Genomic DNA, 23,328 nt, shown 5'->3' with positions numbered 1-23,328 from the left:
ATCGTGCCGTCTATGCGGCCGGGGACATTGTGCGCGTACGGGTGCGGAACCTTCCCGGCGGGGACATGCTGCGCCGTCGGGGACAGGATTCCGGTCCCCGACGGCGTCGAACGTCCCTGACCGCACCGAAATGTCCCCGACGGCGTCGAATGTCCCTGGTCGCAGGGGAAGGTCCCCGGCCGTGAGGGAGACGCTGCCGCTCAGGAGTGCCGACGGCGCAGGCGCAGCGTGTAGGCGCCGGTCGCGGCGGCGGCCGCCCCCAGGACGCCCAGGGTCAGGGAGGTGCCGGTGCGGGCCAGCGGGAAGCGGGCGGAGACGCTCTTACCGGCCGCAGCGGCGGTGGGGCTCGCCGACGCCGATGCCGCCTTCGCCTGGCCGCGGGCCGGCCCCTGGACGGCGGGCTTGCCGGCCCCGGGGGAGTCGGGGCCCTCGGCCGGGGCACCGGCGTCCTGAACGGAACCCAGGTGCCACAGGCTCAGGGAACCCAGATGTGCCGTGCCGCCCTCGGCGTAGAGCGAGACCCCCGTGGCGTCCTGTTCGGGGTAGACGGTCTGGGTGATGACCGGAGTGCCGTCGGCCACGAAGACCTCCACGGAGTGGGCGTCAACAATGATGCGCAGGTGGACCTGTCCCTTGCTGTCCGGTGACAGCGGCGCGGTGGACCGGGCCGGGAACTTCGGGGAGAAGTCGGTGACCCCGGAGTGGGTGCGGTCCACGACGAGCTGCTTGGCCTGGGAGTCGTAGCCGATGAGCGTGTACTGCTCGCCGTTGTCGAGGACCTTGAGACCGGCGAAGGAGGAGGCGCCGGGGCTCAGGTCCACGCTGATGTCCAGGGAGGTGCCCTGAGCGGCCTTGCCCAGAGAGGTCTCTCCCGCCGGGATGTCGGTGTCCTTCCGGGTGAGCTCCTGGCCGGTGCGCAGGGACTCCAGGGCGGTGACGGGCTGAGCGGTCAGGCGCAGCTTGCCGTTCACCCGGGTCAGTCCCATCTCGCGCACCGTGGACATGGCGGTGCGCCAGGTGGTGGTGGGCAGGTCGCGCACGTAGGCCCAGTTGCTCATCCAGCCCACCTGGTAGCGCTTGCCGTTGGGGACGTTGTCCCAGGTGACGGCCGCGTAGTAGTCCTTGCCGTAGTCCAGGCGCGGGACGACGTCGGCCCCGGAGAAGGCCTTGGTGTCCGACTGGAGAATCTGGTCGACCATGAGGTGGCCCCAGTCCTCGGCGTTGCCGTTGTGGTCCTCGATGACGAGCCGGGCCTTGCGGCCCTTGTAGGCCGTCACGTCCATGCTCGTCCACTCCAGGGTCCCGGAGTTGTTGCCGGTGGCGGAGGCGACGACCTTGCCGTCCACGACGAGGTTGACGGAGGTGTTGTCCGCGATGGGGGAGGCCTTCTTGTCCGAGGCGCGCACCTCGTCCAGGAGGATGTGTCCCCAGGGGCCGGTGGCCGTGTCGGTGACGACGATCTGGGCGGACTTGCCCTTGAGATCGCTGACGTCCCAGCTCTGCCAGTTGAGCTCCTCCAGGTTGCGGCCAGTGGCCGAGCGCACCACCTTGCCGTCGACGACCAGCTCGACGACGCTCACCCCGGAGCCCCCGTCGGCGCCGCCCTCGGGGCGTGGGTTGTTGCCGCCGCCCATGAGGAGGTTGAGGTAGGGGGAGTCGATGGTGAAGGTCGGTGAGGTCGCGGTGCCGGTGGTGGCATCCGAGCCCTGCCCGGTGGCGGCGTCGAGATAGGTGTTGAGCAGCCCGGCGCTGGAGTGGTTGACCAGCGGCTGCTGGCCGGGGGTGGCGCCCTGAGGTGGCGTGGCCCCGAAGGCACTGCCCTCCACGGTCCAGCCCTCCCAGGAGCCGTCGAAGCCGGCCAGGAGCCTGCCGCCGCCGTTGTCGCCGGTGGCCTGCGGGTTGTAGGGGTGCTTGCCGCCGGCGGTGCGCAGGTTGATGTAGGACGAGGAGACCGTGAACTCATCCGAGGTCAGCGTGCCGGTGTCGGCGTCGCCACTGCCGAAGGAGTCCACGTAGGCCTTGCCCTGGTGACCGGGCAGGTCCCCGGTGGCCGGGCCCGAGCCGAAGGCGGCGCCGTCGGCCTTCCAGCCGGCGTAGCCGTTCTCGAAGTCGGCCAGGGTCGTGCCCTCATCGCCGGCGTAGTGGGGAATCTCGTCGGGGGTGAAGGTGGTGCCGTCCCAGCTGCCCACGAAGTACTGGGCGGAGTCGGCCACCGTGACCACAAGGACCCACTTGACCTCCTTGGAACTGCCGTCGACCGGCAGCGGAAAGAAGTCCGGGCACTCCCACACCGCCGAGGTGATGCCCTCCCCACCGAAGCTGGACTGCTCGGTCCAGTGGATGAGGTCGGGGGAGGAGTAGAAGGAGACCCGGTGCTCGGTGGCGTGGGAGACCACCATGGTCCAGCGCCCGGAGGTCTGGTCCCAGAAGACCTTCGGGTCGCGGAACTCCTTGGAGCCGATGTCCAGGACCGGGTCCCCGTTGTTGTACAGGTTCCAGGTGCGGCCCTTGTCCGTGGAGTAGGCCAGGGACTGGGACTGGTTGCCGCCGACGTCGGCCCGCGTCCACACCGCGACCATGGCCGGGTTGTCCGGACTGCCCAGGCCGGAGGTGTTCTTGGTGTCGATGACCGCCGATCCGGAGAACACCCCGTACTGCGAGGTGTACGGGATCGCCACCCCCAGCTCCTGCCAGTGCACCAGGTCCTTGGAGACGGCATGGCCCCAGGACATGTTGCCCCAGTCCGAGCCCTCGGGGTTGTACTGGTAGAACATGTGGTACTCGCCGTCGTAGTAGACGAGTCCGTTGGGGTCGTTCATCCAGTTCTTCTGGGGGGTGTAGTGGCTCTGCGGGCGCCACCGCTCGCCGGACTGGTCGGCCTTCGGCGGCGCCGGTGCGGCTGGTGCGTTCGGTGCGACGGAGGCCGGTCGGGCCTGGCCGGAGGCGGCTGCGGGCATGGAGGTCAGCGTAGAGGCGGCTGCCAGCAGGCAGAAGGCGGTCAGGGCGCTGAGTGCTCGGGTGGTCCGACTCATGTGCTGTCCTCCGGGAAGCGGGCTCGGCGTGAACGAGGGCGGGCGCCGTTGCGGGTCGGGGTGGTGCTCAGGGGCTGCAGCCCCGTTTCCCACGCCGATCCGATAACGCGCGTTAGCGCCGGTAATAAGTTACGCGGCCCCTCGACGTCGGGCAAGCACCCGGGGTCATTCCCGATCAGCATCGGGGACTTCTCAGGGTGCTCCCCGATAGTCGATGGCGGGCCTCATCGTCCAGACTGTTGCCATGACGCAGCAGCAGTACCCCGGTCAGTTCAGCCAGTCCGCCCGCTCCGAGGGCGGGGGCTCCGCCTCCGGTCGGACGGGCGAGTTCTTCCGTTTCTGCGACTCCCTGCCCCGCCGTTCCCGCGAGCACCGCATTCTCGGTGGTGTCTGCGGGGGGCTGGCCGAGGCCTGGAACATGCCCGTGACCGCGGTGCGCGTCGGGGTGATCCTGGCCAGCTTCCTGCCCGGCCCCATGTTCCTGGTCTACGTCGGAGCCTGGTGCCTCATGCTCGACGAGCCCGCCCCCGCCCAGTACTGACTGTTCCCAGCCTGCCCGGGCGGGTCCGAGCCGACCGGCCCGGGCCGTGACAGTCCTCCGGAGACCTTGAGCGCTTCGGTAACACGACCCGTACCAGACTCACGACTACCGACATCGGCCGAGGACGTCGACGTCCTCGGCCTCGTAGAAAGAAAGGTGATGGCTGTCTCTTCGCTCTCCTCAATGCTTCTCTCCTGCCGTCTGTCCATCACTCGTTTTCTCCTGACGCATGCCCGTCCCTGCTGCCATCGGTTCCAGGCGGCGCCTCGGGTCCACGCGTGAGTGATGGGCTGCGCCCACCTCGCCGCCCCCGGTTCCACGGGTGACGTGGTGGGCGCAGTGCGTGGCGGCGCCCATCGGCCGGAGCCCGGAGCAGGCAGCGTTCCCGGCCGTGACACGGGGGCGGCGGCTTCGCGGGAAGGCGCCGTCGATGGGAGGATCGAGCCGTGACCGACACCGTGAATGACGCCGTAACCGACGCCGTGACTGCTCCAGCGACTGACATCGAGTTCCTCTCCGCCTACGACCAGGGCTTCGCCCGCGTCGCCGCCGTCACCCTGCCGGTGGTGCCCGTCGACCCGGCCGCCAACGCCGCCGCCATCATCGAGCAGGCCCGTACCCTGGCCGAGGACGGCGTCTGCCTGGCCGCCTTCCCCGAGCTGTGCCTGACGGGCTACGCCATTGACGACCTCCTGCTGTCCGACGTCCTGCTGTCCGACGTGCTCGCCGCCATCGAGACCCTGCGCGCCGCCAGCGCCGACCTCCTGACCGCTCTCGTCGTCGGCGCGCCCCTGCGCCTGGGCGACCGCCTCTACAACTGCGCCCTGGTCATCCAGGGCGGGCGGGTGCGCGGCGTCGCCCCCAAGTCCTACCTCCCCACCTACCGGGAGTTCTACGAGAAGCGGCACTTCGCCCCCGGCGACGCCCTGCCCGCCGGGGTGGAGAGCATCGAGCTGCCCGGTGTGCACGGCGGTTCCGGCAGCGGCGACGGCGTCGAGCCCTCAGCCCGGGTCCCCTTCGGGGCGAACCTCCTGTTCGAGGTCGAGGACGTCCCCGGCCTGACCTTCCACGTCGAGGTCTGCGAGGACATGTGGGTGCCCGTCCCGCCGTCGTCGCTGGCGGCGCTGGCCGGGGCGACGGTCCTGGTCAACCTCTCCGGCTCGCCCATCACGGTGGGGCGGGCCGAGGACCGTGAGCTGCTGGCCCGCTCCTCCTCGGCCCGGGGACTGGCCGCCTACGTGTACGCCGCCGCCGGGCAGGGCGAGTCCTCCACGGACCTGGCCTGGGACGGCCAGACCCTCGTCTACGAGAACGGCGAGCTGCTCGGCACCACCGAGCGCTTCCCCGACGGGCCGCGCGCCACCGTCGTCGACGTCGACATCGAAGGCCTGCGCGCCGAGCGCCTGCGCCAGGGGACCTTCGCCGACAACGCCCGCACCTTGAGCTCCCCGGTCGCCGGCGCCCCGACCGCGGCCACCACCTTCACCGACCCGGCGGCCTTCCGGCGCATCCGGATCGACGCCGCCGACCTGGCCGCCCCGCGTACGGATATCGGCCTGCGCCGCCGCGTGGACCGCTTCCCCTTCGTGCCCGACGACCCGGCCCGGCTCGCCCAGGACTGCTACGAGGCCTACAACATCCAGGTGGCCGCCCTCGTCCAGCGCCTGGGGGCCATCGGCAACCCCAAGATCGTTATCGGTGTCAGCGGCGGCCTGGACTCCACCCACGCCCTCATCGTCGCCGCCCGCGCCATGGACCGCCTGGGCCGGCCCCGCTCGGACATCCACGCCATCACCATGCCCGGCTTCGCCACGAGCGCCGGCACCCGCCGCAACGCCGAGGACCTCGCCGTCGGCCTGGGCTGCACCTTCGAGGAGCTCGACATCCGGGCCACCGCCACCCAGATGCTCACCGAGATGGGCCACCCCTACGGCGAGTACGCCCGCACCGGGGTCCTGCCGGAGGGAGCGAGCGAGCGGGACCTCTACGACGTCACCTTCGAGAACGTCCAGGCGGGCCTGCGCACCGACTTCCTCTTCCGCATCGCCAACCACCGCGGCGGCATCGTCCTGGGCACCGGGGACCTCTCCGAGCTCGCCCTGGGCTGGTGCACCTTCGGGGTGGGCGACCAGATGGCCCACTACGGCGTCAACGCCGGCATCCCCAAGACCCTCATCCAGCACCTCATCCGCTGGGTGGTGGCCGAAGAGCTGTTCGACGACGCCGTCGGCCGCACGCTGCTGTCCATCCTGGACACCGAGATCAGCCCCGAGCTGGTGCCGGCCGAGGCTGGTGGCGCCATCCAGTCCACCCAGGCCAAGATCGGCCCCTACGCCCTGCAGGACTTCACCCTGTGGCACGTGCTGCGCCGCGGCTCGCGCCCCAGCCGCATCGCCTTCCTGGCGCACAAGGCGTGGGCGGACGCGCAGAGCGGGGACTGGCCCGAGGGGCTGCCGTCGTCGGAGAAGGTGGCCTACGACCTGCCCGAGATCCGGCGCTGGCTCGAGCTTTTCCACCGGCGCTTCTTCACCAACCAGTTCAAGCGCTCCACCCTGCCCAACGGGCCCAAGGTGGTGGCCGGCGGCTCGCTGTCCCCCCGGGGCGACTGGCGCATGCCCTCCGACGCCGCCGCGACCGCCTGGCTGGCCGAGCTCGAGCGCAACGTGCCGCGGGCGTGAGGCTCCCGTGAAGAACCGGGACTATTGTCCTATGATGTGAGGCACAACACAATGTGACTCCTGAGGTCCGCCTTGTTCGGGATTGATTTGAGCAAAGCGCATATTTACGGCGAAAAGTTACGGCGATGTTCTGGTAACGCGCGTTACCAACGTTGGTTTTGTGCGCTTCTGTGTGAAAGTGGTGGGCGCCTGAGTGGTGGCGATCACGCTGATCCTTTTTATCGTCGCCATGTCACACACGTTGCTGTTGCCCAGGCCATACACACCTTCGGCGGCAGCCCGGATGGGAAAGGTCCCCGCCCATGGTCTGCCTGGTCGTAGCCGCGCACGGACACCTGGCTGAAGGTCTTGTCGCCTCCTCAGCGATGATCGTCGGTCCCAGTGACGACGTCGTCGCCGTCACCTTCGAACCCTCCGAGGGCCCCGATGACCTGCTGGCGAAGTACGCCGCCGCGGTCGAGGCCTCCTCCAGCCAGGAGTACCTCATCCTCGTCGACCTCTTCGGCGGCAGCCCCTACAACGCCGCCGCCCGGTTCGCGGCGGGGCGCGACGATGCCGACGTCGTCACCGGCGTCAACCTGCCCATGGTCATCGAGGTCCTGTCCCGACGTCTGACCGGCGCCGGTCTCGCCGAGCTCGTGGAGGCCGCCCGCACCTCCGCCGTCGACGGCGTCAAGGTCCTCTCCGAAGTCTTCACCCCTGCCCCCACCACCACTTCCGACGATGAAGGAGACGAGCTCTGATGGACGTCAAGCTCCTGCGTATTGATTCCCGCCTGGTTCACGGACAGGTCGCCAACAACTGGGCCGGATCCCTGGGCGCTGAGGCCATCCTCGCCGTCTCCGACGGCGCCGCCAACGACGAGCTGCGCAAGACCCTCATGCTGCAGACCGGCGGCGGCAAGGTGAAGGTCCACGTGCTGGGAGTGGAGAAGGCCGCGCGCGTCTACAAGAACCCCAAGTACGAGACCCTCAAGGCCGTCATCGTCGTCGAGACCCCGGCCGACATCGTGCGCCTGCTCGACCTGGGCGTGGAGGCCAAGGAGGTCAACGTCGGCGGCATGACCTTCAAGCAGGGCACCAGCCAGGTCTCCCAGGCCGTCTACGCCAGCCCCGCCGACGTCGAGGCCTTCAAGGAGATCGACTCGCGCGGCATCAAGCAGTACATCCAGCAGGTGCCCTCCACCGCGAGCTCCGACCTCATGGGGGCCCTCAAGGAGAAGGGCCTGCTCTAAGGGCGCGGCCTTCGTCCCCACACCTCCCTCGCACACCTCCATCCCGTCACCCTTCGGTGGCGGGCTCAGCAGGAGTGTGCTGTCAACCCTCACATGAGAGAGACATACCGTGCATGACATCAATCTGATCCAGATCATTCTGGTCACGCTCGTGGCGTTCGTCGCGGGTATGGCCAGCGTCCTGGACGAGCGGCAGTTCCACCGCCCGCTCGTCGCCTGCACCCTGACCGGTATCGCCCTGGGCAACCCCGCCGTCGGCATCATGGTCGGTGGCTCCCTGGAGCTGCTCGCCCTGGGCTGGATGAACGTCGGTGCCGCCATGGCTCCCGACTCCGCCCTGGCGTCCACCGTCTCCACCATCATCGCCGTGGCCTCGGTCGGTGACGCCTCCTCCACCAAGGGCGCCATCGCGGCCGCCATCGGTGTGGCCGTCCCGCTGGCCGTCGCCGGCCAGGCCCTGACGATCTTCGTGCGAACGATCGCCATCTTCTTCGCCCACCAGGCCGACCGCTTCGCCGAGCAGGCCAACTACCGGGGTATCGCCATCATGCACTTCACGACCCTGGGTCTGCAGGGACTGCGTGTGGCCATCCCGACCGCAGTGGTTGCCGCACTGGCCTCGGGCGACACGGTCAAGCACGCCCTCGACGCCATTCCGAAGGTCATCACCGAGGGCCTGGGCATCGCCGGAGGCTTCATCGTCGTCGTCGGTTACGCCATGGTCATCAACATGATGAAGGCGCGCAAGCTCATGCCCTTCTTCTTCCTGGGCTTCATCTTCGCCACCTTCGCCACCACCGTGGGCGGCTCGGCCTCGGTCAGCGACCACAGCAAGGGTATCGACAAGTGGGTCATCGACCTCGCTCCCAACGGCGCCACCCTTGTGGCGCTGGGCATTCTGGGGGCCTGCCTGGCCGTCATCTACGTCCAGCTCAACCCCGAGTTCCACGACTCCGTGCGTCTGCCCGCCGCCGCCTCCCCCGCGGCCAGCGGCGGCTCCAGCAGCGACCTGGATGACGACCTCGACGACGAGCTCGACTGAGCTGGAAGAAGGAAGACTGTTATGACTACTGAAACCGCTCCGGCCACCTCGGAGAAGATGCTCACCACTCGTGACCTGCGCCGGATGTACTGGCGCTCCACCTTCCTGCTCGGCTCCTTCAACTTCGAGCGCATGCAGGCCATGGGCTTCTGCTACACGCTCATGCCCGCCATCCGGAAGTTCTACCGCGACGACAAGAGCGCCCAGGCCGCCGCTCTCAAGCGGCACCTGGAGTTCTACAACACCCATCCCTGGGTCTCCTCGGTCGTCTTCGGCGTCACCGCCGCCATGGAGGAGCAGAAGGCCAAGGGCGAGGAGATCTCCGAGGAGACCATCACCTCGGTCAAGGTCGGCCTCATGGGGCCGCTGGCCGGCGTCGGCGACCCCATCTTCTGGGGGACCGCTCGCCCCGTCCTGGCGGCGCTGGGCGCCTCCCTGGCCCTCAACGGCTCGATCGTGGGCCCGCTGCTGTTCTTCGTCGGCATCAACCTCCTGCGTGTGCTCACCCGCTGGTACGGCCTGAAGTTCGGCTACGAGCGCGGGACCGAGATGGTCACCGAGGTCGGCGGTGGGCAGCTCAAGAAGATCACCCAGATGGCCGCCATCATGGGTCTGTTCGTCATGGGCGCCCTGGTCTCCAAGTGGACCACCATCAAGTTCCCGACCGTGGTCTCCAAGGTCGCCGACCCCGACACCCAGATCGTCAAGGTGACGACCGTTCAGAGCATCCTCGACCAGCTGCTGCCCGGCCTGGCGGCGCTGGGCCTGACCTTCCTGTGCATGTGGCTGCTCAATAAGAAGGTCAACGCCCTGTGGATCATCCTGGGCATGTTCGCCTTCGGCATCCTGGGGCGCTGGACCGGCTTCCTGGGAGTCTGACGACGGCATCCGCATCCCGTCTCTGAGCGGGGAGGGGGCGTAGGACTTGCTTCCAGCCCTCTCCCCGTTCCGTGTGTTCGGTAGAATGCGCGGGGCCGGCGCCGGCTCTCCCGGCGCGCCATCAGTGCTCCACCGGGGCCGTCCGACGCCTTCTCCCGGCTCTCCTCCTCCCGCCCCGTTCCGCTCCGACGTCGTCCCCGTCCTCCGCCCCCTCAAGCAAGGAACCCGCGTGACCCGACTCCTCGTCACCGACCTGGACGCCACCATCGTCTTCGACCGCTCCGTCTCACCTGCCGACCGTGAGGCCATGGCCCGCTGGCGGGCCGCCGGCAACCTCCTGGCCGTGGACACCGGCAAGTCCTCCTTCGCCACCCGCGACGTCCTGGCGCCCCTGGGCGTCGACTTCGACTACGGCGTCGTCTTCACCGGGGCGGTCCTCATCGACGGCGGCTATCAGGTCCTCTCGGCCCGCTACCTGCCCGACGGCGTCGCCCGCGACGTGGCGACCCGCACCGTTGACCTGCCGGGGGTGACCACCTACGCCACCACCATCGAGACCGACTACATCCTGGCCGACAACAACGAGGAGATCTCCTCCATCCTCGCGGTCTTCGAGCACCTGAGCCTGGAGGAGATGGACGCCCACCGCTTCATCGGCGTGCCCCTGCGCGTCACCGACGACGCCCTGCGCGAGCGCCTCCACCACGACCTCACCCGGCGCTGGGAGGGCGTCCTGGACTGCCACCGCAACCAGGAGTTCCTCGACCTCGTGCCCGCCGGCGCCACCAAGGGCGCGGGCCTGCGCGCCCTCCTGGACGGGCCCCTGGCGGGACAGGATGTCGAAGTCTGGACCATCGGCGACTCCTGGAACGACCTGGACATGCACGCCGTCGCCGACCACGCCGTCGCCCTGCCCTGGTCCCCGCCGGAGGTGACGGCCGCGTGCGAGACCACCGTGGGCTCCATGGCCGAGCTCATCACCACGATCCTGGAAGGCGACCGGCATGAGTGAGAACAGCAAGACCGACGGCGCACGGACCCTGGGCGCCCGGGTGCGCGACTGGTTCAACGGCGGGGATCCCGACGGGCGCGCCAAGCTGCGCGCCTGGGCCACCGGGGAGGACGGCCGCTGGCGCGGCTACACCCACTCCATGGGCAGGTACGTCACCTGGCTCATGGTCATCGCCTGCGTCCTCTACCCCTTCACCCGGGGCATCGGCTCGATCCTGGCCCTGCTCGTGGCCATCTTCCTCATGGGCGGACGCGCCATGATCGAGCGGCAGGTGCGCCGCGACGTCTCCGACCTGGAGGAGGCCAAGCGCCAGTGGGGGCTCACCCGAAACCCCGAGTACCTGCGGTTCATGACCCTGCGCGCCGAGGGGCTGCTCGAGGACAACAAGATCCTCACCCCCGACTCGCGCAGCCTCCTGCAGGGCTACGCCCAGTGGGCCCACGAGCGCCTGGAGCGCGAGGACAAGAAGCAGGCCAAGAAGGCCCGCAAGGCCGAGAAGAAGGCTCGCCGGGAGGGAACGGGTCACGAGTCTGACGAGTCCGCTGACGCTGCGGCGAAGAATGAGGAGAATAAGGCTGCTGACGGCTCCTAGCGATTCTGGGCGGCTCGAGGGTCGCCCGCAGGCCGCTCTGAGGCGGCTGGAGACCGGCAGGACCGGAACGGAAAGGACTCCCATGCCACGCAGGCTCATCTCCACCGACCTGGACGGCACCATCGTCTTCAACGGGACGATCTCGCTGCGTGACCGCGAGGCCATGGCCCGGTGGCGGGCGGCCGGCAACCTCCTGGTCATCAACACCGGCCGGTCGGTCTCGGCGCTGGAGCACGTCGTGGTGCCCATGGGCCTGGAGTTCGACAACGCCATCCTCTACACGGGGGCCGCCATCGTGGATGAGGACATCCGGGTGCAGTGCTCCACGGCGCTGCCGGCCGGCGTCGTCGAGGACATCCTCGACTTCGTCGAAGGGGCGCCGGGCGTCACCGTCTTCACCACTGGGCTGGACGAGGACCTGCTCATCTACGACACGATCGGCTCCGGCTCCGAGCTGCTGACCCTGTTCCGGCCGGCCACCCGGCGCGAGCTCGACGGGCGCGAGGTCATCGGGGTGCCGATGCGCTTCACCGACCCGGAGATGGCCGCACGCACCGAGACCTACCTGCACCGGCGCTGGGAGGGGCAGGCGGCGGGCTTCCGCAACCAGGACTTCATCGACGTCGTGCCCGCCTCGGCCTCCAAGGGGGAGGGCCTCAGGCGGCTGGTGGCGAGCCTGGTCGAGCCGCCCGCCGGGGAGACGGACGGCAGGACCGGGGAGGGTGCGTCCGGGGAGGCGCCGGTCGGCGGCTCGGCGGGGCTCGACGTCGGTCCGTGGACGGCGGAGCCGGTAGAGACCTGGTCCATCGGGGACTCCTGGAATGACATCTCCATGCATGCCGCTGCCGACCACTCCTACGCCCTGCCCTGGTCGCCGCCGGAGGTGGTGGCCCAGTGCGACGGCACGGTCTCCAGCCTCGCTGACCTCATCGACTCCCTCATGGGGCGACCGGCTTTCTAGTCCCCACACACTTCGACAGAAACTTCAGAATCGACGCGGCTCCGGGTCTGTTTTGAAGATTCGGTCGAAGTGTTGCGGCGTTGCGGCGTTGATGCGCCGGTGGGCTGGGGTGTCGCGGCGCGCGGCGGGAGCGGAGCGGAAGCGGGGAGTGCGGGCTATGCTCGCCGGCATGCGTTTGCTCGCCACGGATCTCGACGGCACCCTCGTCTTCCACCGCGCCGTCAGGCAGGCCGACGCCGAGGCCCTCGTGCGCTGGCGGGCCGCCGGCAATCTCCTCGTGCTGGCCACGGGGCGCTCGGTGCGGCTGGTGCAGCACGCCGTCGAGGTGGCCCGGGCCTCGACGTCCATCGGCCTGGACTACGACTACGCCGTGTGCGCCACGGGCACGACCGTCATCGACGCCGCAGGTCGGGTCCACCGCACCCGGACGCTTGAGGCCGAACAGGTGCGGGCGGTCGTGCGGGCAATCGGCGATGTCACCCAGGCCCCCGTCTCCGTGTTCGCCTCAACCCTCGAGCGCGACTACGTGCTGGACGACCCGATCGGCCTGTCCACCGACCAGCGCACGCCGCCGGACCGCTTCACCGCGGCGCCCCTGTCGCAGGTTGCGGGCCTGGGAGTGACCTCCATGCCGTTGCACATCCCCGATGTTCGGGCCGCCGCGGCGCTGGCCAGCGGCCTGGAGGAGACGGTGGAAGGCATCAGTTGCACCCGCTCGACCGGCTTCGTGGACGTCACGGCCGCAGGCGAGTCCAAGGGGATGGGCCTGGGCCGGCTCGCCGAGCTGCTGGCCGACCAGGGCATGGAGGTCAGTGAGGTGGCCGCCGTGGGCGACTCCTGGAATGACATCTCGATGTTCGAGCAGGCCGACATCCCCTGCGCGATGGCCGGTGCCCCGGGCGAGGTCGTCGAGGCCGCCGGCGGGCGCACCACCCCAAGCGTGGCCGCCTTCGTCGACGCCCTGCTGGCCTGAGGGCGCGTGGAGGCTGGGCCCGCTCGCTGCGCCCGTGCCTTCCGACCGCCTTGGGTGCACACACTTCGACCGAATCTTCAGAATCGACGCGGCTCCGGGTCCATTTTGAAGATTCGGTCGAAGTGATGGCGGTGGTTGGTGCCAGCGGCGGTGTTGCCAGCCCGCGGTGAGGAGACGGCCGCCGAGGGGCCGCGGGGCGCGCCCGCTCAGGCCTGGGCGTAGCGGTAGACGTTGGTCTCCCGCAGCTCGAAGCCGGCGCGGCGGTAGAGGCGGTTGGCGGCCTCGCGCGTGGGGCGGGAGGTGAGGTCCACGGTGCGCGCGCCCAGCTTCCCGGCGTGCTCGACGGCGGCCTCCACGAGGGCCTGCCCGGCGCCCTGGCCGCGGGTCTCACCGTCGACGACGACGTCCTCCACCCAGGCGCGCAGGCCCGTGGGGATCGTGAAGGTCGCCAGGGTGAGCATGCCCAGGATCGGTGCGTTCTGGCCGGCCTCGGCCTCAGGCCGGAAGACGAAGAGGAAAACCCCCTCCTGAGCGATGAGGGCCTCGCACTGCTCGGCGGTCAGCGCCGGGGCGCTGCGGGAGAGCTGCGGGATGAGGCGCTCCATGGCCTCGACGATCTCCGGGCTGGAGGTGGTGACGAGCTCAACGGTCATGAGGAGTTCTCCTGCTGGTTCAAAAGAGGCGGCGGGCCGAGACGGGTTGGTCCCGCGACGGCTTCCTGTCAGCCCTGGAGCCTACCGTCTGGGAGCGCTCCGAGCGGCGAGATGCCCCACCGACCGGAAGAATCTAGCGGAGAGTCTCGGCCGGTGAGGTGGGGCGCCTGGGTTTGTGGAGAACCTGGGCTCATGGGGTGGCTCGGCCGGGGGAGCCTGAGCGACAGGGCAAGGGCTGGCAGGGTGGAGTTCCCTGACCGATAGGGCACCTCGGCTGTTGGAATGGTTGCGCTGGGGCGCCTGGGCTCGTGGGGAGCCTTGGCCGACGGGCCACCTTGGTTTGCGGAGCCACGGTCCGAGGGTGCCCCGGCCGGCCGCCAGCAGGCCCGGTCAGGCCGAGCCGCTGATCTCCTTGACGGTGGGATCCATGATGGCGGCCTCGAGCAGAGCGGTGCCGCTGGTCAGGTCCCGCAGTCGCAGCACGTAGGGGTGGTCCACCGTGAACTCGACTGGCTTGGTCTGCTCCGCCGGCGCCGCCATCGCCGCTGCCTGGCCCTCGCTCAAAGCGGCTGCGACGGTGCCCTCCTCATCCAGGATGAGGCGTATCTGCTGGACCACCTGGGTCAGTGCCAGCTCGGGCGCGATCTTGTCCAGGCCCTCGGGCTTGAGTCCCTGCTCCTTGAGGAAGTCGAGGAGCTCCTTGGGCTCGGAGGTGAGGTCCAGCTTGGGCAGTGCCAGCTCCACCTCTCGGGGGCGCACCTTGTCCAGGGCCTTGGATGCCTCGGCCCATGTGCCGGCATCCATGGCACTCGGCAGGGTTCCGGCGTCGGGCAGGACGACGTCGAGAGCGAGGTCGGAGTCCCTGCCGTCCTCCCCGCCGGCGTAGGCCAGGCGCACTGCCGCCCAGCCCTTCCCGGTGGCGTGGGGGATGGAGCGCGTGTCGTGCATGAGGTCGGCCTTGACGGTCTTGCCCCCGGCGAGCGTGAAGTTCTTCTGCGAAGTGCTCCCGGCCTCGAAGGGGGATTCCCACTGGGCCGCGAAGAGCAGCGCGTTCTGCACCACCAGGCGGGTGTCCTGGGTGACATCTATGCCGCTTTCCGGGATGAGGCCGGCCGTGTTGCGTGAGGCCCAGGCATTGAGGTTCTCCTTCATGGAGCTCACGCCGACCTGCTCGATCTCAGTGGAGAACCAGCGCAGCACCGCATCGAGGTAGGTCTGCTTGACCTTGAACTTCTTGTCGTCGGAGATGAGGGCGTGGTTGGCCAGGTGAACGAGCGGCTTGTCGGGGGCCTTGTCCGGGTCGAAGCCCTTGAGATCACTGTCGTAGCGGTTCAGGGAGTTCTGGATGGCCGACCAGGCCCGGTCGCGGTCTTCACCCGAGAGCCCCAGGAGCGCGTCATAGCCCTGGGCCGCAGCGTCCGTGGCGCCGTCGGCCAGGATCGCCAGGACGAAGGCGAGACTGAGAGGGGAGGCCAACGCCGTCGCGGCCGAGTCCTCCTTGAGGTAGTGGGTCAGGAGCTTGCTCCCGAGCTGTTCGCAGGCGGTGGCGGCCTTGGTCACCTGGGAGGCGACGTCGGAGAGACTGACCTTCTCGTGGGCGACCTTGGAGGTCAGCTGCGTGCCTGAGGCCAGGGAGCAGCCGCCCAGCAGCGCCACTGCTGCGGGAACCAGGGCGCCCAGTGCCAGCACCTGACGACGGGCCAAGCCGCAGTGCTCGGAGGCGGACAGGCTCATCAGAGGATCACTCGGGGTCATGGCGCCAGGTTAGGGAGCCCGCCCGGCCCTGTCAGCGCCTTGGCGCGCTCACACCATGGGGAATCATCCCCGGGCCGGTGGCGGGTGGGCCGCAGCAGCTTGCGCCCGTGACCACTCGATCGGCAGAAAACGGCCCCATCGCGCCGTGACCACGGTGACGCGTTCTCCCTGCGGGATCAGCCGCCTCGAAGGCCGCTCAAGAGTAGGCTTCCGACCAAGGTCCCACAACGCCCCGCAGGCCCCGCAGCTCCGACGCCGCGCGCCTGCGCCGCCCCAGGAAGGTCACTCATGGTCGAGTCCGCCGCTCACGTCGAGCACGTCTTCGCCGCCGACGAGCTCTTCTTCTCCACCACGGACTCCCACGGGCGCATCCGCCGCGCCAACTCCACCTTCATGCGCCTGTCCGGCTACCCGCGCGGCGCCCTGGTGGGGCGGGCCCACAACGTGGTGCGGCACGCGGACATGCCCGCCGGCCTGTTCCGCTCCATCTGGGACGCCATCGAGGAGGGCCGGGCCGCCAGCGCCTACATCACCAACCGCTCCTCCGACGACGGCCACTACCGGGTCTTCGCCACGATCGTGCCCTCCGGCTCCGGCTACCTGTCGGTGCGCACCCTGCCGATGCTCACCGACCTGCGTGACGACATCGAGGCCGCCTACGCTCGGGTCCGCGACGTCGAGGAGGCCTCCGCCGCGGCCGGCTCCACCCGCCGGGAGGTGGCCGCCGCCGGGCAGGCCGCCCTCCAGGCCGAGCTGCAGGCCCTGGGCTACGCCGACGCCATCGACTTCACCCGCAGGGTGCTGGTCGCCGAGGTCGGTGAGCTGCTGGCCCACGGCGTCGGCATCCCCGACAGCCCACAGACCGAAGGCCCCGTGGCCCGCATCCTGGGGGCCATGGGCCGGATCGAGGCCGAGACCGCCGGGCTGGTCGGCATCCTCCAGGAGGGGCAGCGGCTCGCCGACCTCCTGGGCGAGAGGGCCGGCGAGATCGAGGCCCTCTCGACCCGCCTGGGCACCCTGCGCGAGGCCATGCGCGCCGTCGGCACCGACGTCGAGGTCCTGGGCCACGGAGAGCAGGCCGACGACGTCGCCGCGCGCTGCCAGCAGGTCGACGCCCTGGTCCTGGAGTGCTCCGAGCAGCTCCACCCGCTGAGCAGCCAGATCGAGGCGCTGCGTGGCGACCTGGACTCGGTGAGCTTCCGCATCGCCCTGGCTCGCCTGCACAACCTGGCCGCTGGGCTCTTCGCCCTGCAGATCCTCCAGGGCCAGGACGAGGTTGACGCCAACGACGCCGTCGGCAGCCTCACCGAGCTGTGCTCGGCGCTGAGCGACGGCGCCGACAACCTGACCCAGCGCGTCGGCCTGCTCGACGCGCGCCGCGAGCTGGTGGGTGGCGAGCTGGATGTTGTGGCCGAGGATCTCGGCGTCATCCAGGGCCCGATCCTGGAGGTTCTCGAGGCGGCCGCAGCCGCCGGCGCCGGGCAGGCCGACTCCGTGACCACCGCCCGTACCCTGGCCGAGCAGGGCTTCGGCGAGGCCCGGGACCTGGCCGACCTGGCCGTGCGCCTGCGCGACCTCGAGGTCCCCTTTGAGGCCGAGGCCATCAACAGCGCCCTGGCCGACGTTCGCGCCGCCCTGGCCGAGCTCGGCTAGCCGCGGGTTCAGTCCCGCACCAGCTCCACGAGTACCTCGGCGTGATCGGTGTGCGGGAACATGTCGAACAGGCGCGAGCGCACCACCCGCATCGAGGGCAGGTGCGCCAGGTCCGTCGCCAGCGTGCGCGGGTTGCAGGAGGAGTAGAGCACCCGCTCCACGCCGGAGGCCTCGATCCGAGTGGCCAGCTGCTCCCCGATCCCGCGCCGGGGCGGGTTGACCACGAGCAGGTCCGGGCGCCGCGCCCCGGCGGCGCGATCCCCGGCGGCCGGGTCCAGGACGTGGGCGTCACCGGCCTCGAAACGCACCAGGGCCGGGTCCAGCCCCATGAGGTCGGCCGCCGCGCGCGCCCCGTCAATGGCCGGCGCCGAGACCTCCACCCCCAGCACCTGCCGGCCTGGCGCCGCCAGGGCCAGGGCGAAGCCGCCGACGCCGCAGAACAGGTCCCACACCCGGGCCGGCTCGGCCTCCTGGGCCCAGTCGCGGGCGGTGGCGTAGAGCGCCTCGGCCACGGCCGTGTTGGTCTGGAAGAAGGAACGGGTGGGTAGGTAGAGGGGCAGCTCGACGTCGTCGGTGCGCCGGCCGGCCCGGCCACCGAGCTCCGGGGACGGCAGGCTCAGGCGCATGAGGAGGCGGTCCTCCTCGGTCAGGACGATCTCCTCGGGTCCCTCGATGACGGCCTGGTGGACGCTCTGGATGTTGACTGCGGCCACCGCCAGCTGAGGCAGGCGCCGGTGCAGGTCCGCCAGGGCGGCGCGCAGCCGCTCCAGGTAGCGGCGGGAGCGCAGGACGAAGCGCACCATGAGGTCGTCGTCGGGGGAGGCGGTCACCAGGACGTACTTGAGCTCGCCGCGGCGCGCGGGCACGTCGTAGGGGCGCAGGCCCAGCTCGGTGATGAGGTCGGCCAGCACCGGCAGGGCCACCTCGATGGCCGGCACGTGCAGCGGGCAGGTGCGCAGGTCGACGCCGCACCCGGCGCCGTCGAGGATTCCCAGGGTGGGGCGGGCGGCGGTCCCGGCCACCGCCATCTTCGCCTTGTTGCGGAAGCCGGTGGGGGCGCTCGCGGCCGGTGCCTGCCACAGCTCGGCCGGGATGTGCTCGGCCAGGAGGGCGGCGACGCGTGACTGCTTGGCGGCCAGCTGGTCGGGCATCGGCAGGGACAGGTGGGGGCAGGATCGGCAGGTGCCGGCGTCGTGGAGGGCACAGGACGCCGCGTCTGCTGCGGTCACCGACATGTCCCCTCCCGGTGGTGCGCTCATGGCCGGGCCGTGGGGCTGCGACAGGAGTGACCGGGCCCCGGACGGCTGCGGGCGATGAATGGAGCCGCTTGTCGGACTCGAACCGACGACCTGCTGTTTACAAGACAGCTGCTCTACCAACTGAGCTAAAGCGGCGCGCGGCCGGCCAGGCGGCCGCAGGTGCGTGGGACAGTCTGACACAGACCGCCCCACGGCGGGAAACCAGGGGAGACGGTACTGCGCCCGTCGCCGCCCGGGCCTGTGAGTGCTGGGAGGAGCCTGTGCTGGACGCCGCCCCGGGCAGGCGCGATGGGCCCCGGTCAGCCCTGCTGAGTCGGCTGCGGGCTGGGCTGCTGAGACGCCTGCTGGCTGGGCTGCGCCGTCGGGGTGGCGGCGGCGACGAGCTCGGTCAGGGAGGTCCGAGTCTGAAGCTTGTTCAGGTCGACCTTCTCGCCCTTGAAGAAGACGGTGGGGGTGCCCTCCAGCTTCCGGGCCTTGAAGGCCTCATCGCCGAGCGTGACCCACTTGCCGTACTTGTCGGAGTCGACGGCCGCCTTGAACTTGCCGGAGACCTCCTTGGGGACGTTCACCTTGGTGGCGGCGGCTACCAGGCCCTCCACCGTCATGTTGCTCTGGTTCTTGGTCTGCAAGAACTGGGAGAAGATCTCGAAGGCGGCGTTGTGGAAGCTCAGGGACTGGGCCGGGGCCTCATCGAGGACCACGCCCATCGCGTTCATGACGACGCTGGTCCACTCCTGCTCGAGGAGCTTGCAGGGGTGGAGGGCCAGGGTGATCTTCTTCTCGCTCAGGAGCTGGTTGATCTCCTGGGTGTGGAGGCCCTCGAACTGGGCGCAGTGAGAGCAGGAGTAGTCGAAGTAGATGTCCAGGACGGGGGCCGAGGCGGCGACGGTGTCGAGGGCGGGGCCCTCACCGTAGGTCCAGGAGGCATCGGAGAGGACCTGCTTGGGGATACCACTCTGGTTCGCCTTCGCGGTGGCCAGGCCCTCGCTCGGTGCGGGGAACTTCGACGACGCCTTGTTGTCCTTGGTGCCGTTCTTGGCCTCGATGCCGCGGTAGGCGAGGTAGCCGAGCCCACCGGTCACTCCCAGGCCTGCGACCCCGATGAAGCTGCGGCGGGCGATCTTGTTGCGGCGCTCGCGGCGGGCTGAGGCCTCGCGCAGCTCCTTGGCCTTGAGGCGCGCGGCCTCACGGCGCTGGGCCTTGGTCTGGCGGGGCTGGTTACTGGACACGCGGTGCTCCTTGTGGTGCGGTGACGAGCGGACGACCAGGAAGACGAAAAGTCAACGAGTGATGGCTGTCGTGACGACATTCTGCCCGAGGATCCTGGAGGAAACCACGCCTGGTGTCTGCCGGTGGCGGATTGTGACGCATCGGTCGTCGTTGTCCCGGCGCGTGCAGTCGGGGTCGGGCAGAATCGGGGGAAATCAGACCGAACGGTTCGAGAGTGACCGGGTGGAGGGGATTGTGACCATGATGGATGGGCCTATGGGCGGTCAGATGGAGGAGCAGATGGTCCTGCTCCAGAACATGTCGACTGAGTGGGGCCGTTGGATGCAGTCCCTAGACGCCCGGGAGGTCGTGGTGGAGGTCGAGGGGGTGGGGACGCGCGCCGCCGTGACGAGCCGGGTGCTCAGGCCCCGTGGCATTCTGCGCCGTGCCCAGTGGGCCGAGAACGAGATGCCCGTTGAGCTGGTCCGTGAGGCCGTGCGCCTGCGGGCGCTCATGGCCCACCCCCGTGGCGGGACCTGGACCTGGGCGGCGCTGTCCATGAAGAGCAGCGAGGGCTACAAGCTCATCTCCGACTTCGACTATGACCGCGAGCCGGTCCTCGACCCGCCCTACACGGCAGAGGACTGCGCCAAGGAGCTGGAGGTCTTCCCCCGTGACCCCGGCGCGATCCCCGACTGGATGAAGATCGGGGTCTGAAAGCAGAGGAGCGGCCCGGAGGGGTGCGGCGGGAGCAAAGGGCGCGCGACTGCATCAAGACGTGCCGCAGCAAGAGTGCGGGAGAGTGGGTTGACGTCAAGTACTCAGAGAGACCCGGGAAACCCGGTGGCCTCGAAGTGTGAGGTTTTGTTGCGTGGCTGGCTGACTGAGGGCGATGGTGCTGATGAGCCTGATTCGGGTAGGGTCGGCCGCTCTGATATTGAGTGAGCGGGGGAATTGCGTGAGTGAGATGCGGGAGCCTGAGGCCGTGGCGTCCTCTGGTGGTTACTACACCATGCTGGAGTCGGCCCCGGAGGTCGACCCGGCAAGGCGGTCTGTGGCGGGCTACGGCGCCTTTCCTGCGCCTGGGGATCCGGGTGCGTCGGCCCCTGGGGTGGTGCCTGCGCCGATGATGGCTCCAGTGCCTGTGAAGGCGCCTGCTCCGTCGGGTGCTGAGGCGTGGAGTGCAGGGCTGTTCGGGCTGTTGGCGCCTCTGCCGATCCTCGACGTGCTGCTCGCCATGGTGGCGATGATCGTGGTCGGCCTGTGGAACAAGAAGGACCTGCGTGAACCGGCCCGGACGAATCGCCGCCTGGCGGCGAGCTGGGGACTGACGCTGTTGCTGGTGGAGCTGGCTCTGTTGGTGATCCAGATCGCCCTGGTCTCCATCGCGCACAGTTTCTATGAATCGCTGCCTTTCATCCCGTGGGGCACCCCGATCATCATGGCGCTGGTCATGGTCGGGGTCCATGTGCTGGTGTGCACCGTCCAAATGATCCGGGCCTACCGCGGCAAGACCCTCCGCTTCGGAGGCTTCCCCTTCTTCCGCTGACCATGCCCTCGCCGGAGTCAGCAGTGAGTCCAGCGCCACCGCGGGCCCCGGAGGTGGAAGTCGCCGGGCAGCCATGGCGCTCGCCGCTGAGGCGGCATCTCAGCTCGCGAAGGGGACCAGGCTCGGAATCGGCAGCGCTCCGGCGAATGTCAAGATGCAGAACAAGGCGCCAACACCCAACATGGCCATGACCAGGTTCCTTCGGACATTGTCGCTGGGGGTGAAGGAGTTGAGAAGATGCGCCCCACCGCGTCGCGTCGCCGCCCCCCACGGTGCCAGCCACAGGATGAGAAGGTACAAGGAGACCGCGGCGAAATAGAGGAAGTAGATGCGACTACTGGGGGGTAACGATCCGAGAATCAGTGCGTCGTCGTTCGCTGCACCCGCCGAGTAAGTGGTCGTGAGGAAGATGGCCGTGGTCCCCAGGGCCAGAAGAAAAGCGAAGCCAACAGAGATCGCCGAACGCACCAGGTACCACGGGGTCATGGCCCACATGCGGGAGTCGTCCGACGGCGAGGTGCCGCCCCGCTGAAGCCGGTTCCAACGCCGAGCGTCCTGGGCCCGGCCCACAGCGCCGGCCACCACTGTCAGAATCGCCCCGACAATCGCCATCAAGCCCGGCCTGACGATCCCGATGGAGGCCAGCATGAACCACATGGCCAGCATCGCCAGCGGACGACGTACCGGCTCCTGCGCCCACCGGGGCAGCTCCCCGGGACGTCTGGGAGCGTTGCCCCGGCTGATCTGCGCCCCCCGGGCGCCAGCTGCCATCGGTCCCGCCATCGCTCCCACCGAAGGCGCAGCCGTCGGACCGGCGACGGCCTGGGAGTAACCGGGCTGATACGCCGTCGGATGCTGACCCGAATAGGGGAACATCGGCACCTGCCCCGACGGCGCCGGCCGCGGGTACGCCCCCGAGGCGGCCGCAGGTGCAGGAGCGCCCACGCCGTACTGCATCGACTGCGCCCCCCGTGAGGGCATCGCCGAACTGTTCTGGTACCACTGGCGCGGCGGGATGGCCGGTGGGGGCTGAGTGGAAGCGCCGGACGCGGCCGACGGCGCCGAGTACCCGTACCCTCCTTCCGCGCCGGAGGGCGCGGAGACGGGGCTGCCGTAAGCGGCCGGGGAGGCCGAGGTCGCGCTGCGAGCATCCCGAGGTGACCCCGAGGTCGAGCCGTAACCCGGGATGAAGGTGCTGGTGTTCCGCTCCAGCTCGCTGAACTCCGGCTCCTCGTCCTCGGGTCCCAGGAGCCGGTCGACCGCCTCCTGCCCGGTCCCGCCCTCGGCGATCTCATCGAGCACCTCCAGCAGGCCGTCCGGGGTCAGACGGTTCTCCGCCTCAGGGGCGAGCGCCGCAGTGAAGGCCCGTGCCAGCGCCGGGCACTCCTCCTCCAGGTTCCCCAGCTCCGGGGTGCCCGCGTAGACGCGCCGGAAGACCACCTGCCAGGCGCCCGAACCGAAGGGTGCCAGACCGGTGACGGTGAACAGAAGCACGCCCGCGCAGGCGTACCAGTCGACGTCGGCATTCGGCTCCCCGCCGTCGAGCATCTCCGGAGGGATGAACCCCGGCGTACCGGTGACCTGGCCGGTCTGCGTGAGGCGGACGTCGTCGGCCACCTGGGCGATGCCGAAGTCGATGAGAACCGGCCCCTGCGCGCCGAGCATGACGTTGGAGGGCTTGAGGTCGCGGTGGATGACGCCGGCGGCGTGCACCGCGCGCAGTGAGTCGACCAGTCCGTGGGCCAGGTCGGCCAGGTCGCGGGCGTCAGTGGTCAGGTCGTAGACGCCCTCGTGCTCCACCTCGTGCTGCAGGGTGGGACCCTCGATGAGCTCGGTGATGACGAAGGTGATGCCCTGGGAGCCGTCCCCGGTCTCGATGTCCAGGATGCGCGCCACGCGCGTGTCCCTCACCCGGGCCAGGACGCTGGCCTCCCGGTCCAGGCGGCGCCGAGCCGTAGGGTCCGCGGCGATCTGCGGGTGGAGGATCTTCATGGCCACATGGCGCCCACCCTCATCGGTGGCCTCCCACACCACGCCCATGCCGCCGGCGCCCAGGCGACGCAGAAGCCGGTATCCCCCCACTGAGGTGCCGGCGCGCAGTTTGCTCAGGGTGACCGGCTCGCCCGGGTGCGCGTCGAAGTTCTGCGTCATGGCCCCCACAGTACCGGCCCGGATTCGCTCGTGGGCGCCCCGAACCTGTGGGGCTCTTCGCCCGACTGTGGGCCATGTCGCGGGAGTAAAGCCAGTGGTGGAGCCGGATTGCCGGTATCGGGTCGGGCGGATTCCGACGGCGGGGATGGGGAGGT

Annotated in this window: 19 protein-coding genes and 1 tRNA gene; 13 read left to right on the top strand and 7 right to left on the bottom strand. The window is 69.8% G+C overall.

Annotated features, from left to right (window positions below; all coding sequences use genetic code 11):
* Nucleotides 1–200: 200 nt before the first annotated feature.
* Complete coding sequence (locus HMPREF9058_RS12365) at nucleotides 201–3,032, bottom strand: GH32 C-terminal domain-containing protein (protein ID WP_009407716.1); 2,832 nt, start codon at nucleotides 3,030–3,032, stop codon at nucleotides 201–203.
* A 244-nt stretch (nucleotides 3,033–3,276) separates the two neighbouring features.
* Between HMPREF9058_RS12365 and HMPREF9058_RS12360 the strand changes: the two genes are divergently transcribed.
* The 10 genes from HMPREF9058_RS12360 (at nucleotide 3,277) to HMPREF9058_RS12315 (ending at nucleotide 12,944) form a co-directional block, all read left to right on the top strand.
* Complete coding sequence (locus HMPREF9058_RS12360) at nucleotides 3,277–3,573, top strand: PspC domain-containing protein (protein WP_043538429.1); 297 nt, start codon at nucleotides 3,277–3,279, stop codon at nucleotides 3,571–3,573.
* Nucleotides 3,574–4,019: 446 nt separating this feature from the next.
* The gene (locus HMPREF9058_RS12355) at nucleotides 4,020–6,251 is read left to right on the top strand and encodes an NAD(+) synthase (RefSeq protein ID WP_009407766.1); all 2,232 of its coding nucleotides are present in this window, start codon (nucleotides 4,020–4,022) and stop codon (nucleotides 6,249–6,251) included.
* Between the two features lie 302 nt (nucleotides 6,252–6,553).
* Nucleotides 6,554–6,994, top strand: a complete 441-nt coding sequence (locus tag HMPREF9058_RS12350) for a PTS sugar transporter subunit IIA (RefSeq protein WP_009407652.1) — start codon at nucleotides 6,554–6,556, stop codon at nucleotides 6,992–6,994.
* On the top strand, nucleotides 6,994–7,485 hold the full coding sequence (locus tag HMPREF9058_RS12345) for a PTS sugar transporter subunit IIB (protein ID WP_009407462.1): 492 nt from the start codon (nucleotides 6,994–6,996) through the stop codon (nucleotides 7,483–7,485). Before HMPREF9058_RS12350 ends, HMPREF9058_RS12345 begins: the two co-directional genes overlap by 1 nt.
* A 109-nt stretch (nucleotides 7,486–7,594) precedes the next feature.
* Nucleotides 7,595–8,527, top strand: a complete 933-nt coding sequence (locus HMPREF9058_RS12340; RefSeq protein WP_009407672.1) for a PTS mannose/fructose/sorbose transporter subunit IIC — start codon at nucleotides 7,595–7,597, stop codon at nucleotides 8,525–8,527.
* Between the two features lie 21 nt (nucleotides 8,528–8,548).
* On the top strand, nucleotides 8,549–9,406 hold the full coding sequence (locus HMPREF9058_RS12335) for a PTS system mannose/fructose/sorbose family transporter subunit IID (RefSeq protein ID WP_009407764.1): 858 nt from the start codon (nucleotides 8,549–8,551) through the stop codon (nucleotides 9,404–9,406).
* A 229-nt stretch (nucleotides 9,407–9,635) separates the two neighbouring features.
* A complete protein-coding gene (locus HMPREF9058_RS12330) occupies nucleotides 9,636–10,418 on the top strand; it encodes an HAD family hydrolase (RefSeq protein WP_009407804.1) in 783 nt (260 codons plus the stop codon).
* The gene (locus HMPREF9058_RS12325) at nucleotides 10,411–11,010 is read left to right on the top strand and encodes a hypothetical protein (protein ID WP_009407466.1); all 600 of its coding nucleotides are present in this window, start codon (nucleotides 10,411–10,413) and stop codon (nucleotides 11,008–11,010) included. Before HMPREF9058_RS12330 ends, HMPREF9058_RS12325 begins: the two co-directional genes overlap by 8 nt.
* A gap of 82 nt (nucleotides 11,011–11,092) precedes the next feature.
* Nucleotides 11,093–11,971 carry an HAD family hydrolase gene (locus HMPREF9058_RS12320; protein WP_009407522.1) on the top strand — a complete coding sequence of 293 codons (879 nt, stop codon included), beginning with the start codon at nucleotides 11,093–11,095 and terminating at the stop codon, nucleotides 11,969–11,971.
* Between the two features lie 169 nt (nucleotides 11,972–12,140).
* Complete coding sequence (locus tag HMPREF9058_RS12315) at nucleotides 12,141–12,944, top strand: HAD family hydrolase (protein WP_254654163.1); 804 nt, start codon at nucleotides 12,141–12,143, stop codon at nucleotides 12,942–12,944.
* A 206-nt stretch (nucleotides 12,945–13,150) separates the two neighbouring features.
* Here HMPREF9058_RS12315 and HMPREF9058_RS12310 read toward each other — a convergent pair whose 3' ends face one another.
* Nucleotides 13,151–13,597, bottom strand: coding sequence for an N-acetyltransferase (locus HMPREF9058_RS12310; protein ID WP_009407693.1), 447 nt, complete (start codon nucleotides 13,595–13,597; stop codon nucleotides 13,151–13,153).
* Between the two features lie 390 nt (nucleotides 13,598–13,987).
* On the bottom strand, nucleotides 13,988–15,331 hold the full coding sequence (locus HMPREF9058_RS12305; protein WP_009407588.1) for a serpin family protein: 1,344 nt from the start codon (nucleotides 15,329–15,331) through the stop codon (nucleotides 13,988–13,990).
* A 309-nt stretch (nucleotides 15,332–15,640) separates the two neighbouring features.
* On the opposite strand from HMPREF9058_RS12305, the gene HMPREF9058_RS12300 reads away from it, so the two are divergent.
* Nucleotides 15,641–17,005, top strand: coding sequence for a PAS domain-containing protein (locus HMPREF9058_RS12300; protein ID WP_009407808.1), 1,365 nt, complete (start codon nucleotides 15,641–15,643; stop codon nucleotides 17,003–17,005).
* Nucleotides 17,006–17,013: 8 nt separating this feature from the next.
* Here the strand turns inward: HMPREF9058_RS12300 and HMPREF9058_RS12295 are convergent, their stop codons facing one another.
* The 3 genes from HMPREF9058_RS12295 to HMPREF9058_RS12285 all read right to left on the bottom strand — a co-directional run bounded on the left by HMPREF9058_RS12295 (nucleotide 17,014) and on the right by HMPREF9058_RS12285 (nucleotide 19,493).
* Nucleotides 17,014–18,264 (bottom strand): methyltransferase domain-containing protein, encoded by a 1,251-nt coding sequence (locus HMPREF9058_RS12295; protein ID WP_083816399.1) that lies wholly within the window; start codon nucleotides 18,262–18,264, stop codon nucleotides 17,014–17,016.
* Nucleotides 18,265–18,323: 59 nt separating this feature from the next.
* Nucleotides 18,324–18,399 (bottom strand) — tRNA-Thr (locus tag HMPREF9058_RS12290).
* A 164-nt stretch (nucleotides 18,400–18,563) separates the two neighbouring features.
* Nucleotides 18,564–19,493, bottom strand: coding sequence for a thioredoxin domain-containing protein (locus HMPREF9058_RS12285; protein WP_009407630.1), 930 nt, complete (start codon nucleotides 19,491–19,493; stop codon nucleotides 18,564–18,566).
* A 256-nt stretch (nucleotides 19,494–19,749) separates the two neighbouring features.
* Here HMPREF9058_RS12285 and HMPREF9058_RS12280 point away from each other — a divergent pair, with 256 nt between their 5' ends.
* Together HMPREF9058_RS12280 and HMPREF9058_RS13915 are read left to right on the top strand one after the other, a co-directional pair.
* A complete protein-coding gene (locus HMPREF9058_RS12280; RefSeq protein ID WP_009407725.1) occupies nucleotides 19,750–20,190 on the top strand; it encodes a hypothetical protein in 441 nt (146 codons plus the stop codon).
* Between the two features lie 175 nt (nucleotides 20,191–20,365).
* Nucleotides 20,366–21,022, top strand: a complete 657-nt coding sequence (locus HMPREF9058_RS13915; protein WP_254654161.1) for a hypothetical protein — start codon at nucleotides 20,366–20,368, stop codon at nucleotides 21,020–21,022.
* Between the two features lie 99 nt (nucleotides 21,023–21,121).
* Here HMPREF9058_RS13915 and HMPREF9058_RS12270 read toward each other — a convergent pair whose 3' ends face one another.
* Nucleotides 21,122–23,173, bottom strand: coding sequence for a serine/threonine-protein kinase (locus HMPREF9058_RS12270; RefSeq protein ID WP_009407528.1), 2,052 nt, complete (start codon nucleotides 23,171–23,173; stop codon nucleotides 21,122–21,124).
* Nucleotides 23,174–23,328 lie beyond the last annotated feature (155 nt).

It is taken from the genome of Actinomyces sp. oral taxon 175 str. F0384 (assembly GCF_000223355.1).
In the GTDB taxonomy this organism is placed as follows: domain Bacteria; phylum Actinomycetota; class Actinomycetes; order Actinomycetales; family Actinomycetaceae; genus Actinomyces; species Actinomyces oris.
Note: the sequence above shows the minus strand (reverse complement) of the source record. Positions and strands in the feature narration are given on the sequence as shown.

Bases quoted from the DNA above. Each gene is read 5' to 3' on its own strand.
- HMPREF9058_RS12335 (WP_009407764.1), top strand. From the start codon at position 8,549: ATGACTACTGAAACCGCTCCGGCCACCTCGGAGAAGATGCTCACCACT.
- HMPREF9058_RS12280 (WP_009407725.1), top strand. From the start codon at position 19,750: ATGGGCGGTCAGATGGAGGAGCAGATGGTCCTGCTCCAGAACATGTCG.
- HMPREF9058_RS12300 (WP_009407808.1), top strand. From the start codon at position 15,641: ATGGTCGAGTCCGCCGCTCACGTCGAGCACGTCTTCGCCGCCGACGAG.
- HMPREF9058_RS12310 (WP_009407693.1), bottom strand. From the start codon at position 13,597: ATGACCGTTGAGCTCGTCACCACCTCCAGCCCGGAGATCGTCGAGGCC.
- HMPREF9058_RS12360 (WP_043538429.1), top strand. From the start codon at position 3,277: ATGACGCAGCAGCAGTACCCCGGTCAGTTCAGCCAGTCCGCCCGCTCC.
- HMPREF9058_RS12365 (WP_009407716.1), bottom strand. From the start codon at position 3,032: ATGAGTCGGACCACCCGAGCACTCAGCGCCCTGACCGCCTTCTGCCTG.
- HMPREF9058_RS13915 (WP_254654161.1), top strand. From the start codon at position 20,366: ATGGTGCTGATGAGCCTGATTCGGGTAGGGTCGGCCGCTCTGATATTG.
- HMPREF9058_RS12295 (WP_083816399.1), bottom strand. From the start codon at position 18,264: ATGAGCGCACCACCGGGAGGGGACATGTCGGTGACCGCAGCAGACGCG.
- HMPREF9058_RS12305 (WP_009407588.1), bottom strand. From the start codon at position 15,331: ATGAGCCTGTCCGCCTCCGAGCACTGCGGCTTGGCCCGTCGTCAGGTG.
- HMPREF9058_RS12315 (WP_254654163.1), top strand. From the start codon at position 12,141: ATGCGTTTGCTCGCCACGGATCTCGACGGCACCCTCGTCTTCCACCGC.
- HMPREF9058_RS12325 (WP_009407466.1), top strand. From the start codon at position 10,411: ATGAGTGAGAACAGCAAGACCGACGGCGCACGGACCCTGGGCGCCCGG.
- HMPREF9058_RS12345 (WP_009407462.1), top strand. From the start codon at position 6,994: ATGGACGTCAAGCTCCTGCGTATTGATTCCCGCCTGGTTCACGGACAG.
- HMPREF9058_RS12320 (WP_009407522.1), top strand. From the start codon at position 11,093: ATGCCACGCAGGCTCATCTCCACCGACCTGGACGGCACCATCGTCTTC.
- HMPREF9058_RS12350 (WP_009407652.1), top strand. From the start codon at position 6,554: ATGGTCTGCCTGGTCGTAGCCGCGCACGGACACCTGGCTGAAGGTCTT.
- HMPREF9058_RS12270 (WP_009407528.1), bottom strand. From the start codon at position 23,173: ATGACGCAGAACTTCGACGCGCACCCGGGCGAGCCGGTCACCCTGAGC.